This is a genomic window from Pseudoalteromonas sp. R86517 (assembly GCF_042466295.1).
Classification (GTDB): Bacteria; Pseudomonadota; Gammaproteobacteria; order Enterobacterales; family Alteromonadaceae; genus Pseudoalteromonas; species Pseudoalteromonas atlantica.
The window spans coordinates 1,171,504-1,186,542 of sequence record NZ_JAXHCB010000001.1; the positions used below are offsets into that span (position 1 = coordinate 1,171,504).

At 40.7% G+C, this 15,039-nt stretch carries 12 protein-coding genes; 2 read left to right on the forward strand and 10 right to left on the reverse strand.

The features are described 5' to 3' along the window. Positions 1–499: 499 nt before the first annotated feature. On the reverse strand, positions 500–3,649 hold the full coding sequence (locus tag SJY38_RS05235; RefSeq protein WP_286743419.1) for an efflux RND transporter permease subunit: 3,150 nt from the start codon (positions 3,647–3,649) through the stop codon (positions 500–502). After that, the gene (locus tag SJY38_RS05240) at positions 3,646–4,827 is read right to left on the reverse strand and encodes an efflux RND transporter periplasmic adaptor subunit (RefSeq protein ID WP_004588902.1); all 1,182 of its coding nucleotides are present in this window, start codon (positions 4,825–4,827) and stop codon (positions 3,646–3,648) included. Before SJY38_RS05240 ends, SJY38_RS05235 begins: the two co-directional genes overlap by 4 nt. A gap of 169 nt (positions 4,828–4,996) precedes the next feature. Here SJY38_RS05240 and SJY38_RS05245 point away from each other — a divergent pair, with 169 nt between their 5' ends. Then, positions 4,997–5,260, forward strand: coding sequence for a YkgJ family cysteine cluster protein (locus tag SJY38_RS05245; RefSeq protein ID WP_029774574.1), 264 nt, complete (start codon positions 4,997–4,999; stop codon positions 5,258–5,260). A gap of 547 nt (positions 5,261–5,807) precedes the next feature. On the opposite strand, the gene SJY38_RS05250 is transcribed toward SJY38_RS05245, so the two are convergent. Then, entirely contained in the window at positions 5,808–7,661 is a 1,854-nt protein-coding gene (locus tag SJY38_RS05250) for a TonB-dependent siderophore receptor (protein ID WP_286743414.1), read from the reverse strand. Between the two features lie 177 nt (positions 7,662–7,838). Here SJY38_RS05250 and SJY38_RS05255 point away from each other — a divergent pair, with 177 nt between their 5' ends. Next, positions 7,839–8,330: a peptide-methionine (S)-S-oxide reductase gene (locus tag SJY38_RS05255; RefSeq protein WP_286743411.1), complete on the forward strand. Its 492-nt coding sequence runs from the start codon at positions 7,839–7,841 to the stop codon at positions 8,328–8,330. A gap of 6 nt (positions 8,331–8,336) precedes the next feature. On the opposite strand, the gene SJY38_RS05260 is transcribed toward SJY38_RS05255, so the two are convergent. The 7 genes from SJY38_RS05260 to SJY38_RS05290 all read right to left on the reverse strand — a co-directional run bounded on the left by SJY38_RS05260 (position 8,337) and on the right by SJY38_RS05290 (position 15,038). Continuing rightward, positions 8,337–8,702 carry a hypothetical protein gene (locus SJY38_RS05260; protein ID WP_096041529.1) on the reverse strand — a complete coding sequence of 122 codons (366 nt, stop codon included), beginning with the start codon at positions 8,700–8,702 and terminating at the stop codon, positions 8,337–8,339. Next, positions 8,686–8,982 (reverse strand): hypothetical protein, encoded by a 297-nt coding sequence (locus SJY38_RS05265; RefSeq protein ID WP_096041530.1) that lies wholly within the window; start codon positions 8,980–8,982, stop codon positions 8,686–8,688. The genes SJY38_RS05260 and SJY38_RS05265 overlap by 17 nt, the downstream gene beginning before the upstream one ends. Before the next feature lie 9 nt (positions 8,983–8,991). Then, positions 8,992–9,858, reverse strand: coding sequence for an SUMF1/EgtB/PvdO family nonheme iron enzyme (locus SJY38_RS05270; protein WP_096041531.1), 867 nt, complete (start codon positions 9,856–9,858; stop codon positions 8,992–8,994). Positions 9,859–9,861: 3 nt separating this feature from the next. Further along, positions 9,862–10,872: a hypothetical protein gene (locus tag SJY38_RS05275; RefSeq protein WP_157742992.1), complete on the reverse strand. Its 1,011-nt coding sequence runs from the start codon at positions 10,870–10,872 to the stop codon at positions 9,862–9,864. Between the two features lie 183 nt (positions 10,873–11,055). Next, complete coding sequence (locus SJY38_RS05280) at positions 11,056–11,607, reverse strand: DUF4136 domain-containing protein (protein WP_004587699.1); 552 nt, start codon at positions 11,605–11,607, stop codon at positions 11,056–11,058. A gap of 108 nt (positions 11,608–11,715) precedes the next feature. Then, entirely contained in the window at positions 11,716–14,493 is a 2,778-nt protein-coding gene (locus SJY38_RS05285; RefSeq protein ID WP_377109370.1) for an ATPase, read from the reverse strand. Then, complete coding sequence (locus tag SJY38_RS05290; RefSeq protein ID WP_024033404.1) at positions 14,490–15,038, reverse strand: hypothetical protein; 549 nt, start codon at positions 15,036–15,038, stop codon at positions 14,490–14,492. Before SJY38_RS05290 ends, SJY38_RS05285 begins: the two co-directional genes overlap by 4 nt. Between the last annotated feature and the right edge of the window lies 1 nt (position 15,039).

Sequence of the window (15,039 nt, forward strand, 5' to 3'; positions counted from 1 at the left end):
TAAGAATAAGTAAAAACCGAGCAAAGCTTCCGCGTCCTGCTCACGCCCCTTACCTACATCCATGTAGGCAACAAAGAGTTTATCGCCCCTAGGCAGAACCCAAAGGGCAGCGTATGTTTGGCATTTATGCTTCGTTATCGCCTATTTATGGGGAGTAACCACACTTCATAGGCTCTGCCTTGCCTAAAAACCAAACATACTGCTGCAAATTCAAACGCCAAAGGTCAACACTCCCACGTTATTAGAACTAAGTGGAGGGCACTTAACTGACAAGCGGCTCAAAACCATTGCGGTGTGAGCTTAGTGCTAAGCAATAAAATTATAATGCGTTAGCGATGCTTTAAATTGAGGGCGCATAATACGCTGATATAATTAAAATAATTACCCATAATTTATTTGAAACACTTTATAAAAACTATTAATAATGCAGTGCAATTTGCAGGCAATAAAAAGCTCGGCGTATTAGGCCGAGCTTTAATGGTTGGGAGAGAAACTGTAATTATTTGGCAGTGGGTGTCGGTTGAACACTTATAGGCTGCGATTTACCAAGTAGCTTACGGGTAAGGCGCTTAGCGTCTTCTAATGCTACGTATTGGCAAGGTATAAGTATTAAAGTAATTACCGTGGCAAATAGCACACCAAAGGCCAGCGATACCGCCATAGGAATAACTATTTTAGCCTGTAAGCTGGTTTCCATAATAATTGGCATTACACCAATAAATGTAGTGATTGAGGTAAGCAATATAGCTCTAAAGCGCTTTGCACCGGCTTGCATAACGGCCTGTTTTACGGCCATGCCTTCTGCGCGTGCTTTGTTTACAAAATCAACCATTACGAGTGAGTCGTTTACGACTATGCCCGCTACGGCAATAATGCCAAACATAGACAGCCCGCTCATGGTCATACCTAATATTACGTGACCAAACATAGCACCTACTACACCAAATGGAATAACCGACATAATAATAAGCGGCTGCGAGTAAGAGCGAAGCGGAATGGCCAATAAGGCAAATATAATCATCAGCGATATAGCAAAGTCGCGTAACTGCTCATCGGCGCTGTCCATTTCTTCTTGTACGCGCCCAGCCACATTACTTTTAACGCCTGGGTAGCTTTTAAGCAGTGAAGGTAAATAGGTATCGCGAATTTCTTGTGCAATAGCAAACGGCTCAACTTGGTCAGTATTTACCGCTGCCCACACATTAACAGTACGGTTTGAGTTTTCACGACGAATACGGTTTACACCATCTACTAGTCTAACTTCGGCTACTTCGCTTAACGGTACTTCTGCGCCGGTTGGGGTAATAATACGCGCATTTTGAATGTTGCTAATTGAGTTACGCTCGCTTTCTGGGTAGCGTATCATTACTTTAATTTCTTCGCCTTCGCGTAAAATACGCTGTGCTTCTAATCCGTAGTAACTAAAGCTTACTTGCGATGCAACATCGGCAAGTGTAAGTCCCATGCTGTACGCCAGTGGTTTTAAATCTAGCTGTACTTCGTCGGTGGCACTTTGCAGTGAGTCGTTTACATCGCCTACACCTTCCATGCTTTGTAGTTTAGCTTTTAATTTACCGGCTACTTCTTTTAGCTCATCGGCATCTTTGCCTTGTAGCCTAAAGCTTACGTCGCCGTCATCACGTCCGCCGCTAAAAATATTATCTTGAATATTAAGCGTTTTAACACCTGGAAGCGGGGGCATTTGTTCGCGCCACAGGGTGCTTAATGCAAAGGTGTCGATAGGGCGCAAGTGTGGCTCTACTAAAATAGCCATAATGTTTGCTTGAGTACGCCCACGTAAGCTTACCGATAAATCGCGGATCATGCTTTGGCCGTATTGCTCTTCAAGCTCTTTATCTACTTTGAGTAATACATCTTCAATTTTACGAGCCGTTTCAAGGGTGGCTTGCTCCGAAGAGGCCAGGTTCATTTCAAGCGTAATACGCGGAAAATCATGCGGTATTTTAGGGTTAGGCACAAACTTAACTAAGCCGCCTGCAAACATACCTGCACTGACTATTAATATACATAAAAAGCCAATAATTACGGTATAACGATAATGTATACAATGACCTATAAAAGGCGTGTAATAGTTTTGTACAAAGTGTTTTAAGCCACTATCAACCACATTACGCAGTTTATGTAATGGGTTTTTAGGGTTAGGTTTACGTGGGTTCATGGCTGCAATATGCGCAGGTAATATTAGCTTTGATTCAATCAGCGAGAAAATCAAACACAATATAATAACCACACCAATGGCTTTAGAAAACGCAGCGCCTGGGCCCGATGCCATAGCTTGCGGTAAAAACGCCGCGATAGTGGTTAAAACACCAAAAGTGGCAGGCATTGCAACGCGCTTAACTCCGCGAATAACATTATCAAGGCTATGGCCGTGTTTTTCTATTTCGGCACTGGCAGACTCACCCACGACTATGGCATCGTCGACCACAATGCCAAGTACAATAATAAAGGCAAATAACGACACCATGTTTATGGTGATGTCTAAAAAGCCAATTGGCATAAACAAAAAGGCACCTAGAAAAGACACCGGTAAGCCCATCATTACCCAAAAAGCTAAACGCAGCGGTAAAAACAGTGCCAGCACTATCATTACTAAAATACCGCCCCATACCATGTTGTCGATCATCATATCGAGTCGACCTTCAAGGTAGTAAGTTAAATCAACAATAGGGGAGAGCTTTACGCCTTGTGGAAGTTTCGATTGTTTTTCTGCCATGTAGCCTTTAAGAATTTTAGCTACATCGGTAATGTCTTGATCTTTTGAGGCATCTACTTCAAACGTGAGTGAGTTTTTACCGTTATATTTAGAGTAAAGTAAGCCTTCTTCAAAGCCATCATTAATCGTTGCTACATCGCCTAAGTTAATCTGTGCGCCATCGGCAAGCGTTATAAGCGGAAGCATTGCAAATTCACCACCACGGTAAGCTTGTTTTTCAACACGCATTGAAATATAGCCAGTGTCAGAGCGAATTTGCCCTGCCGACATATTGGTAGAAAAATTTTGCACCGCACTTGATACATCTCTAAAAGTTAGGCCATATTCACGTAGTTTGTCGGGGCTTATTTCTATGCCTATTTCGTAATCTAGGCCACTGTAAAAGTCGACTAAATTAACGCCAGGTAAGGCGAGTAGTTCATCTTTTATGTCGTTACCTAGCTCTTTAAGCTGGTAGTAACTCATGTCGCCATAAAGCGCGAGGATCATCACCTCTTGCTGAAATTTTTCTCGTTGAATAACAGGGCGTTCCATTCCTGCCGGAAAGGTATTAATAGAGTCAACTTGCGCTTTTATTTCGTCTAGGGCTTCTTGTAGGTCGTATTTTTCTTCTATTTCTACCCACGCTTGCGCATAACCTCGGTTAGAGTAAGTGATTAAACGTTTTATACCCTCGGTGCCCTCAAGGTTTTCTTCAATTTTTATGGTTATGCCTTCTTCAACCTCTTGCGGGGCTGCGCCTGGGTATACCGCTTGAATACTCACCCAGTTACTTTCAAACTGCGGAAATGCCTGTTTACGAATTGTCAGTGCTGTTAAAAGCCCGCCAATAAGTATAAAAATCATGATGAGGTTTGCCGCCACTGGATTACGTGCAAACCAAGCAATTAAGCCTTTTTCTGAGGTACTCATGGTGTATCCTCTTTAAGTGCTAATTGAGTCACATCGCTTTTAGGCTCAGTGCCTTCCAGCTTAACCGCCATGCCTTCTGTTGGGTATTCAAGGGCAGAGGTAATAAGTTGCTCACCACTGTTTAAGCCTTGGTCCGCAATCACCATACCGTTTTGTTCACGTACAATATTAAGCGTTTTAAAACTCAGGGTGTGATCGTCGTTTAAAATAGCAATTTTGTTATTTTTAACTAAATGGTGCGGCACTATAATCGCGTTATCAAGCGCGCGGCCTTTTATGGTGGCATTTATATAAGAGCCAAAACGCAGTGGTTTGGTGTTATCAGCGTACGGAGTTGGTAACTGGGCAACTAAATAGCTCATACGGCTGGTTTGATCTACCACACCTTCACTTCGTACAACCTTGGCTTGCCAGGTTGTTTGCTTGCCGGCAAATTCAGCGTTAAGCGTAACCAATGCGCCAATACCGCCGTTATCTAAGTATTGCAGCTCTTTATCTGCAACCGGTAAACGTACCTCTGCAACTGAGGTAGCGCTTAGCTCGCCAAACTTGCTACCCGCACTAACCACTGAGCCTAAGCTAATGGTGCGTTGGTTTATTATAGCGTCGTAAGGAGCTTTAATGTACGTGCGTTCTAAATTACGTTTAGTGCGTTTTACACGGGCTTGGGCAGAGCGAAAGTTTGCCATTTTTTCTGCAAGTTGTGGTTTACGTAAATAAAGCTCCGATGCAATTGCATCGCTTGAGTCTGATTTAATACGTTCCCATTCGGCTTTAGCTACGTGAGCTTGCGCGCGTTCTATTTCGAGCGCTGAACTTGCTTGGGCAAGGCCTGCTTCGGCCTCAATTAAATCAGCCTCGTAATCATTTGGATCAATTCGTGCTAAAATATCGCCTTGCTTAACAAACGCGCCTTCAACAAATTGTTCGGCTACTGAAATAACTTGCCCGCTTACTTGTGCAACCAGTTCTGTACGGTCTTTAGGTTTTACTACGCCGTACGATTTAACATCGAGCGTTATTGCATCAATGTTTACGTTTTGCGCAGCAACAAGTGGGCGAGTGTCTTGCTCTGGTTTTTCTTCTGGTGGCGTTTTCATGGCTGAAAGGCCAAAAGCGAGTGCAATCCCGGCTGCTAAAACCGCGACTGGTAATAAAATTTGTTTTTTAGTAGCCACAAGGCATTCCTTCATATATTTGGTGACAAGGCAATAATACGCAATAAAGTGTTTACAAGGCGTTTTAAGATGTAACAAAGCATTACATATGTGTATTACAGATAAATAATGGGCTAGGCAGGGTGTAAATTTAAATACAAAGGCCTGGCTTTAACTAACAGAGGTATTTATGAAAACAGAGCCTATGGCATGTCGCTTAGGCTGCGGCGCATGTTGCATTGCACCGAGTATTAGTTCGCCAATACCCGGTATGCCAAACGGTAAAAAAGCCGGAGAGCGTTGTATTCAGCTTGATGAGAACAATTTATGTAAACTATTTGGCGATGAAAGCCGCCCTAAAGTATGTAGCGATTTTAGCGCCACGCGCGATGTATGTGGGTCAACTAATGCAGAGGCTCTAGCGCTTATTACCGAACTTGAGCAGTTAACCTAGCTTACGAAGTCAATACACATATATTTACATTTATCTATTACTGAGTAATTTTTTAAGTAATTAAAAGCTGCGCTGTTCACGCGAGCAAGCTCTGCGTCTACCGCAAATGTGTAGATATATGGTTGTTTTGTAGACGTGAAGCTTGCTTACGTGACAGGCAAAGCCTGTAAAAGTGGATTATTTACAAAGAGGGCAAGAGGCGCGGGGCTTTTAGAGGAAGAGATTAACTTTAAGCAGTAGTTGCCTTTTGTTTTCTCATTTATTACTCATTAGCTTCTCTTTGTGCAACTTTTTAGCTTTGCTTTATATAAAAACGCGCTGCTTTTACTGGCTTAAGGCCATAAAGTGAGTAACTCACAAAGAGGGCAAGAGGCGCTGCGCTTTTAGAGGAAGAGATTGATTTTAAGTATTGGTTGGCTTTTGTTTTCTCATTTACTGCTTATTCGTTTCTTTTTGTGCAACTTTTTTGCTTAATATAGAGCTTTTATAAAAAACACAGCGTCTACAAACCAAAGTATAAATTGAGTTTGTAAACGCCGCTTTAATTTTACCAACTGTACGTTGCGCTTAATGTATATTGTTCACCACGCCCTGGTGTACCAGGTATTTCTTCAAACGACTCATCCCATAAGTTATCTGCCGCTAAAGTAATAAATAAATTGCTTAACTGAGGCGGGGTTATTTTAAGCGTTAGCTGGGTAAATAACGCGTTGTCGTCGCCGTTTCTAAGTGCATTTTTGTGTTGTGTACGCCATTCGTTATCTATTCTAAATTCTAAAATATCAGTTGGGTTATACACAGCGCCAAGTGTTAAACGGTGATCGGGGAAGTTTAACGCGTAAAAACTGGCATCAATATCGGCAGCGCCGTAGTTCTCTGATTTATGTAAATAGGTGTAGCTAGCAATAAGTTTTGCTGTATCAAAGTGCTTAGTCGCTAAAAATTCAACCCCTGCAGTATCAATATCAACCGGGTTTGCAAAGCGCGCCGAGGTAGAGTCAAAATTAAAGGTCCAATCGGTTAAGTTATTATCTTTTCGATAAAAAATAGCCGAGTTTAACTGCCAGCTTTGCTCTTCAAGTAATAAACCTAGCTCTAAGTTTGAAGTAGCTTCGCGTTCAAGGTTGTAGTTACTTCTAAATAATCCGCCAGAATCGCTGCCGCCAATAGCTGTATAGCCTGCAACTTGACTCGCCTGCGCGTACGATAAATAAACACTTTGCGCTGTGCCGTCATTATTTTGGGTATTTAAGGTTATATCACCAATGGCTGATACTTCAGCATCATCACGGTTTGTATCGTCATACGCAGCCCCTAAACGAAATATAAGCTGTTGGTTAGCTTTTAGCGCCATAGTGTATTGGGGCAATACGCTCAGCTTATAATATTTTCGTGAGGTAAAATTATTTTCAAGTGTGGTTGATTCAATCGAGTCATCAATAAATTGTGCTGAGTAATTGATTGCAAACGCATTGCTTTGTGCATGGCGACCCGAAAGAGCAAGCGACTTAACCTCGCTTTTATGAAACGCTTCGAATGCACTTGGGTTTTCGCGCGAGTAAATATAGTGATCGTCATGGGTGCGGTAATACGCCGATACTTCAAAATTACTGTTTTTAGCGTAGGTTTGTTTGTGATTAAGCATCCAAAGGCGGGTTTCTAAATCTTCAGTTTCGTTAACGCCAAAAGGGGTATACAAGTTAGGCCAGCCAAAAAACTTATCTTGCGAGCCATAAAATAAATCGGTTTGGCTATTCTTACTTGCCAATTGCACGCGAGCTGAGGCGCGCGAAAAGTCATGGTCACCATTATCAATAGTGCCATCACTTTGCGAGTGAGAATATTCACCTTCAAAACCTAAGGTATAGTCAGCTAAGCTATCAAGTTGTGTGTTTTTAGCAGCATGAATGCTTTGAAGATTAAAGTCGTTCGTACCAGTACCAAGCGATACACTACCGCCAGTAATAATCGGTTTCCAACCAAACGAAACCGTACCTACAGAGCTGTTCATACCGTACAGTGCGTTATCGGCACCGGTTAAAACTGCTGGGCCGCTTAGCATTTGCGGTGCAATGGGAATTTCAGCAAAATAATGACCAGATTGCGGGTCAAGCAGGGTAGCACTGCCTACTCTAAAGCCGGTGTTTTCAAAAATACCGCCACGAATAGTTACATCAGCTTGTGCCTCAGCCATATTTCGTGATTGAAGATCTACACGCGGATCGTATTCTAAATTAGAAATAGGCGAGTCAAATGTACCTACAGGCAGTTTATTCGCAGTAGGCGAAGCCTCCACTGTTATTTGCTCGATTGAAGACTCATCAGATAACGTATTAGCATAAGCAAATGGAGTAACGCTGCATAATAGTGCAGGCAATATAATGTATGGTGTGCGGTTCATGTGTTTCTCGTCGTTTTTTTATTTGTAGCTGCGGTTACAATTAATTTCAAAGCTCATATTTGAGCATGATAAAATAGCCAAATGTAACAGCAGTCATTTTGTGCGCGATTGTACATTAATTTGTTAATATCTGCATTTGATAACCATTCACACTTTTCTCATTAGGTAACATTTATAATGGATATTAAAGAACACAATACTATTTACTTTGCTGGTGGGTGCCTATGGGGCGTACAAGAGTTTATGAAACACTTACCAGGTGTTGTTAGCACACAGGCAGGGCGCGCTAATGGTACAAGTAAAACTACAGATGGCGAATATGATGGTTATGCTGAATGCGTAAAGGTAATTTTTGACCTAAACGCCGTTAGCTTAAATAAGCTGTTTGACTACTTTTTTGAAATTATTGACCCACACAGTATTAACAAACAAGGGGATGACGAAGGCCCTAAATACCGCAGTGCTATTTACAGTAAACACCAAACCCATTTAGACGCAGCAAACAGCTATATCAAAAAGCGCAGCGATGCCGATAAAATTGTAGTTCAGGTAGAGCCGCTAACCAATTACGTACCAAGCGATCCTGAGCATCAAGACCGTTTAACCAACCACCCAGATGACTATTGCCATATACCTTTTGATTTATTGTATAAATACAAAACGACTTAATAAAAACTATTGTTTATTTTTTCTTTGAGCTTTTTTGCTTAGCTTTTTCTCTTTTTTACGCGGAAACATTTCTCTGCTTAGGTACGGTACTGCTAAAAAAAAGATCCCACATCCTAAGTAAAAGAAAAGGTTAAAAAGATAAGCAAATGGAGAGGTCGAGAAAAAATAAACCTCAGATTCAACACGATAATCTGTTGGTGTAAGCACATAACCGTCGTATATAGATTTTACTGCGATTATGATGGATAAGGAGCCTATAGCTAAAAAAAACAAGGAGAATGCTATTTTATTTAATAACATTCTGGTATTACTAATATTAGCGTGTTTTATTTTTGGCTTCTTTTTTGTTTTTTTATTATTTGATTGCTTCATGCTTACCAAAAAAAGTAATAATCATAGCTATAAATATTCCAACAAAGCCTACGGTTGAGAAAACTAAACTATATTCACTTTGAATACTGAAAATATTTAGAAGACTAGTTATTAATAAAAGTAATATTCCAGCAGCTTTTATAATTTCTTGTGTTTTATTCAAACGTATCCATGTTTGACAATATGGGCACTCGACTTCAAAAAATATCCCTTTTTTATTGGTATTTTTTATTTCCGTACTTTTGATCTTATGATGGCAACAAGGGCATGTAGGTTTCATTTTAATCCTTTATTTAACCTTTTTAATTTCTCTTAAGACCCTAAAACCAATAGAGTTAGCTCTCGAATTTATAGTAAAACCCATTCTAAGTGAGTGATGCACATGAGGCTGTGGCATGGTCCAACTAGCCCCTTTAACCGTTTTATTCTTACAGTTAATTATTTTAATAGGAGCAATAGTCTTTGTTGCATTGTTATGATTATCTACATAACAGTCCTCTACCCACTCATAGACATTAGAAGTGACGTCGTATAAGCCAAAAGGGTTTGGCTTTAAAATACCTACATGCCAAGGGTGTCCTAAATCAGCCCCCTTTGGACAACCCCCTAAATCTCTATCGCAGTGATCAATGCCTTGTTCATAATCATTACCCCACCAAAACTTACTCGTTGATCCAGCGCGAGCTGCGTATTCCCACTCAACTTCGCTAGGCAGGCGATAAATATTGCCAGTTTCTTTGCTCAACCACTTTGTGTAAGCAACAGCATCAAACCAAGATATATTTACAACAGGTTGCTTACCACGCCCCCAGCCTTCATCGTTAGGACACGACCTAATTCCGGTTTTACAAAACTGATCATATTGTGCAAAAGTAATCTCGGTTTCACTTAGTGCATAGCTTTCTTTTATTACTGCTTTAAAAATAGGGGCTTCATCTTGAAAAGAGCGAAAATTTTCACCGCCTATGGTGCCTGTACCTGGCGGTATTATTACCATTTTAGGTGATAATTCACCGCTTTTAAGTTTATCTTGTATATAAGTGATTTTATGGTTAGAGATTTTAAAACTAGGCCAGCTAATATTAAAAAAGCCGATACTGAACCCAATCAAAATTAAAATAACAACGAGATATTTAACTTTTAATTTATTTAACATATATCACTCTGTAGTTATGCCAATAATATAGCTTGCTGAATTTCTTATTTTATTATGTAAGCCATTTACGCTTCCATACATCGTGGCTGCAGTTCCTGCTCCAGTAGCTAATGATGTTTTAGTTAGAAATGCCTTGTAAAAAGAGCTTCTGATTAACCTCTGTACTTGTGCCTGAGTGTATACCTTTGTTGCTTTAGTGCCATCATCGAGAAGAGTTTGCCCTCTCAAAACTTGCTTAAGTAATTTTTGGTTTTTGATTAACTCAGGCTTTTTAAGTTTCAAAAGTTCTACTGCAAGCTTTTTACGATTTTCCCGAGTCATTCCTTTATACATTTTTAATAGTTTATTCTGTCCTAAAGCTTTATTTTGACTAAATTTAACGAGTAAAGAACCAGCTTCTAAACCTGCTTTAGTTAAGTCGGCAACTTGAATAACATCTAATGTAACCATCAAAGTTGAAAAAGTAGGAGATGTATCAAGCCATTGGTTATATTCTGCATTGCCGCTTAGGTGATTAAATACACGCCCAGTACTAACTCCACATTGAAAAGTGGCGGCGGTAGTAGATGTCAAAGTTAATGGAATCGCAGCCCATGTAGCACCGAAGCTTGCAGCCCCGCCTCCCATCTCTGCAAATACTAACACCCAACCTGATGCGGCTCCGGCACACGAGACAAAAGCATTAAATGATTCATCGTAAAGTGAGGAATTAATTTTATCTATTCTTTTATCGGCTTTCATTTGTTTAGGAAAAATATATTCGCGAATATAAATATTTTTCCTATCTGCTCTGCAACTTACTCTTAATATTTTACTGTTATAATGGCTACTTGGATTTAAAAGTAAACTACCAGGATTTACAGAGAGTTTTGCAATACTATCTTTCTCGGCCTCGAAGATAACGCCAGCGTGTCTAAATTCTGGATCAGAGTCTAATGAAGCAAACATTTCACGTAAGACTTCCTTAGGGAATAGATTTTTAATTTTAAGTTCGAAGGTTGGATCTAATGACATATTATTTATTCCTTTAAATATTTGTTCCCAATTTATCATAATACTTATCAGATTTAAATTTCTTCCTTTGAATATTTTGCCAAATTAACGACGGTGCGCTAATTAAGACTGGGTATTATTTTTACCCACAAAAAAGCTCACATAATGTGAGCTTTTTAAAACTTATTTAACGCTAATTTTAACTTACTGCTGCTTTTGCGGCGGGAAGTTGCTTAAAATATTAGCGACTGTTTCTTTAATTGATGCTTCGCGTTGCTCAGGCGATTGTTTTTTCTTTAAACGGCCTTCTTTTGCGCCGCGCCATACAAGTTGGTTTGATTCGCGGTCAATAATATCAATTACTAACGTACCCACTTCGTATTCGCGGGCGCTAATATCGCGTTGAAAACCCGTACCCCAGTATCCCCAACGTGCGCCGTAACCTACGTTAAAGCTGTCTACTTCTAGCTCTTTATCTACCGATGCATGATAGTTAACTAGTACGTCAGCTTGGGCTGGGTCTACTAAGCTCATACCTAATGTTTGGCTAAGCTCTTTATTAACGGCAGTACGTACACGTTTTTCCATTAAGCCGTTAATTTGGTAGTTTGTGGTGTCTTTGGTTAAGCTCGCGTTTTCTACCCAAGCAAATGTTTTAAAATTACTAAAGTTGGCTGATTTGTCGTAATCCCAGTCTGGGGTTTGCGTACAGGCTGTAAGTAATGTCAGCGCTGCAACAATAAGTATATTTTTCATTACCTTTGCTCCAATGAAATGCGTTAATTTAAAATAACACACATCGTTTAAATGTGTATTAGTTTAACGTCCTATATTTTAGTTTAGTTAGTTTGCCTTAACGGCCAATTAATTGTGTTCAACTTCAATCCAGTCTTTTTCGTCTACCCAGTTTTGGGCGCCATCTTTTACTGAACGAATAGGTACAATGTAATCACAGCTTACCTGCGGCTTAACCGAGGCAAAAATTGGCACAAAGCCAAAGCTCAGTGCCGTTTCTATGATTGCTTTTTGGTTTTGCGGATCAATGTCGGCCGCTTCATCAATATAAATAGGTATACGGTAAAGGTTTTGTTCCTGATCGCTTAATAAGTAACGAATAAACAACATGCCACATAATAACTTAATAGTAATACGGGTCCCGTTTGAGCCAGCTGAGTCTATTTTTTCAAAGTGTTCGGTTTCGCCAGCGCGGTTAACCACTTCAAAACGAATATCAAATAAGTCAGTTAATGTAAGGCCTGCTTTGTCGGAGGCAAGTTTTATTAGGTGATCTTTTGCTTCGTTTACCGCGCTTTCGCTGTAAGGTTCTTGGCTTAATAAATCAAGGGTGTCGCCTTGTTCAAACTGATGCGACGTGCTGATAATGGTATCAATACTATCAACCAGCATTTTGCGCGGTATTACGTTAATTTTAAACGCTTGAAGGTTAGAAATACGGTGCTGGCTTATGCCTTTATTAAAGCTGTTCATTTCGCGGCGAAGGCGGTCTAAGTCTTCGCGCAAGCCTTTAATTGTGGCGGCTACTTCGGTCAGGGCTACGCGGCCTTGGCGCTCAACGGCATCGCGTTCGTTATCAAGGTTATGAAACGCGCTAATCAACTTTTGGTATTTAGTAAATTCGTCGTTTTCGTTATCGAACTTAGTAATACCCGCGTTATATACATGCAAATAGGTATTACGCACGTTTATGTCAAAGTTGCGCAGCTCTTGGCAGTCTTTATTAAAGTGATGTACTAGGTCGCTTAAGTTATCAAAGTCGACTGTTATATCAATCATATACGGGGTTACTTTACCGCTGTATAAATCAAGCGTGTGGTCGATTCGCTCGCTTTTAACTTGGCGTAGGCGCTCGGTTTGGCGATTAATTTGCTCTTGCTTAGATTTAATTAACGAGCGCCTGTCAGCAATTGAGCCACTATTTTTTTGAATGTCTTGCAGGTAGTCGTCAACTTGTTCGCGCTCTGCTAATAACTGCTCTTTTAGCATGGATTGCGCTTCTACCGATTGCTGCATTACCTCGAATTGCTCTAAGCGTTTTAGTGCGCTCTCTGCGCTCATTAGCTCATCGTAAAGCGCATCTTTTTCTTTTTGTTTATCGGCCACGTTAGCGGCTACTTCGCGCTGTTGTTTAAACTCTTTTAACGAGCGTTCCAGCGCGTTTAGCTGAGCGCTAAGCTGGGCTTTGTTTTCGCCGCTTTGCATTTGCACTGGGGAAAGTTTTTTAAGTTTAATGCTTGCCCCTGGTAGGGTTAGTACACCGCCTTTAACGTTTTCGCTTAATAACGATAAAAATTCCCCAAAGGCGTCTTCATCATCAATGGTTATATCGCCATTACTGGTGGTGGCAAACGAGAGAATATCGGGGTTTAAAATCCGCGATATTTCTTCTACCTCTTTAAGTGATAGGTCTTCGCGCATTCGAGTAAACAAATTAAACTCAAGGTTTTTAAGCTGCAGTTTTAAGCTTTTAATTTGCTTTTGGGTCTCGCTAATGCGGTAATCAAGCGTGTGTAGGCTTTGCCCTTGTGCGCTGGTAATAGAGTGCGAAAGTGACTCGTAGTCTTGCTTAAGTTGGCCAAGGTTGGCTTTAAGGGTGGCTTTATTTACCAGTTCAAATTCGCTTTTAAGAGCGCTGTAATCTAAAAACCATTGCTCTATTTGGGTTTGCCTGCGCTCTATATCGCGCGATTGCTGTACGTATAAGCTTTGCTTTTGCTCAAACTCGTGTTTTTCGTGCTCTATGTCTTCAAGGGCAATGGCTAGTTCGCTTAGTTGCTCTTCTTGGTAGGTATCAAAGTCTATTAATGCTTGATCAATTTTAGGCGCGTAGGCCGCTAACTTACCTTTAAGCACGGTTTGGTTTTCAAGCATAGATTCAAGCGCTGTTATTGGCTCTTGCATTGATTCAAGCGCTTTTAATTCGCGTTTAGCGCGATTTACTTTATCAAACGAGCGACGCCATACTTCGTAAAAGTCCACTTTAGAGTTAGACATATGGCGTTCAAACACACGTAGCATAAAGCGTTTAACATCGCTTGCACCCAATTTGTGTAAGTTAAGAATACGCCTAAAAATTTCTTTATAAATGGCGGAGTCTTGCACGTTATTTAGCGGGATCATTTTTAAATTAATGTCGCCGTCAAAAGGGGTTGCGCCGCCGGTAAGCAGGGCGTTTAGCTCTTGTGCTTTAAGCTCTATAGGGTTGTAACCTTGCGTTTTTAAATGATTAAACAGCTTGGTAAACTTAATAATGGTATTACCTTGCGTGTACTGCGCTAAATCAAGTTTGCCCTGATAACAAAAGTACTGATGCGCGTAACCGGCTATTTTACCAAGGCCTGCTACACCAATAACCACCGAGCCATGGGGGAGGTTGGCTTCAAGCAAGATGTACGACTGATCTGATGAAAAATAAAATTTACGGGTTTCATCTAAATCGTGCCCGTCCCATTCGGTTAAGCGTAAATCGTTTATTAGCGGAAATTGCAGGGCGTTTATAACCGAGCTTTTACCGGTATTGTTTGGCGCACAAATAGAGCTGCTTTTATCAAGCGGAATAACACATTTTGCATAGCCTGCGGTATTAAGTAGGGCGAGTTTACTTAGTCCGTATAAGTTTTTCATTGCTCGTCCTCTGTAATGTAGGTTTCTTCGTTTACTTCCATAAGTGCATCAATATAGCGGTGAATAGGCGCTTGTAGCATAAAGCCGCCTTCTACTTCGCGGGCAAGGCCTAAACGTACCATGCGCAGGTATACATCTTTTCGTAAATCTGAGCCCGAAAATATCTCAAGTTGATCAAACAAGTGTTTATTAATTTGCACTAAGGTTTGCATCAGTTCTAAGTCGTTTACTTCATCAAATAGGGCACGCATTGGGTCTTTACCCGTATTGGCAAAGTGCTCAATTAAAATGTAAATAGTCAGTGCAATAGCACGAGATATTTTACCCATGTTTGGCGTGCTTTCGTCGCTGGCAAAGTAGTAAAAGCCGCGGCTGTCGTGTTTTAAATCGTGGCCAAGGGCGCTAAATAAGGCGCTGTAAGATTCTATGTGCTGGTCAAGCTCTTGCCACATTACGTTGTCTTGTTCGCAAATATGGTAACCCGCACCTAATTTTTTATTAATGGCTTGTAGGTGCGTAAGCTCGTCTAAGTTTATATGTGTCATG

Excerpts from the sequence above, each read along its gene's own strand:
- SJY38_RS05235 (WP_286743419.1), bottom strand. The coding sequence starts at position 3,649 with ATGAGTACCTCAGAAAAAGGCTTAATTGCTTGGTTTGCACGTAATCCA.
- SJY38_RS05245 (WP_029774574.1), top strand. The coding sequence starts at position 4,997 with ATGAAAACAGAGCCTATGGCATGTCGCTTAGGCTGCGGCGCATGTTGC.
- SJY38_RS05250 (WP_286743414.1), bottom strand. The coding sequence starts at position 7,661 with ATGAACCGCACACCATACATTATATTGCCTGCACTATTATGCAGCGTT.
- SJY38_RS05255 (WP_286743411.1), top strand. The coding sequence starts at position 7,839 with ATGGATATTAAAGAACACAATACTATTTACTTTGCTGGTGGGTGCCTA.
- SJY38_RS05260 (WP_096041529.1), bottom strand. The coding sequence starts at position 8,702 with ATGAAGCAATCAAATAATAAAAAAACAAAAAAGAAGCCAAAAATAAAA.
- SJY38_RS05265 (WP_096041530.1), bottom strand. The coding sequence starts at position 8,982 with ATGAAACCTACATGCCCTTGTTGCCATCATAAGATCAAAAGTACGGAA.
- SJY38_RS05270 (WP_096041531.1), bottom strand. The coding sequence starts at position 9,858 with ATGTTAAATAAATTAAAAGTTAAATATCTCGTTGTTATTTTAATTTTG.
- SJY38_RS05275 (WP_157742992.1), bottom strand. The coding sequence starts at position 10,872 with ATGTCATTAGATCCAACCTTCGAACTTAAAATTAAAAATCTATTCCCT.
- SJY38_RS05280 (WP_004587699.1), bottom strand. The coding sequence starts at position 11,607 with ATGAAAAATATACTTATTGTTGCAGCGCTGACATTACTTACAGCCTGT.
- SJY38_RS05285 (WP_377109370.1), bottom strand. The coding sequence starts at position 14,493 with ATGAAAAACTTATACGGACTAAGTAAACTCGCCCTACTTAATACCGCA.
- SJY38_RS05290 (WP_024033404.1), bottom strand. The coding sequence starts at position 15,038 with ATGACACATATAAACTTAGACGAGCTTACGCACCTACAAGCCATTAAT.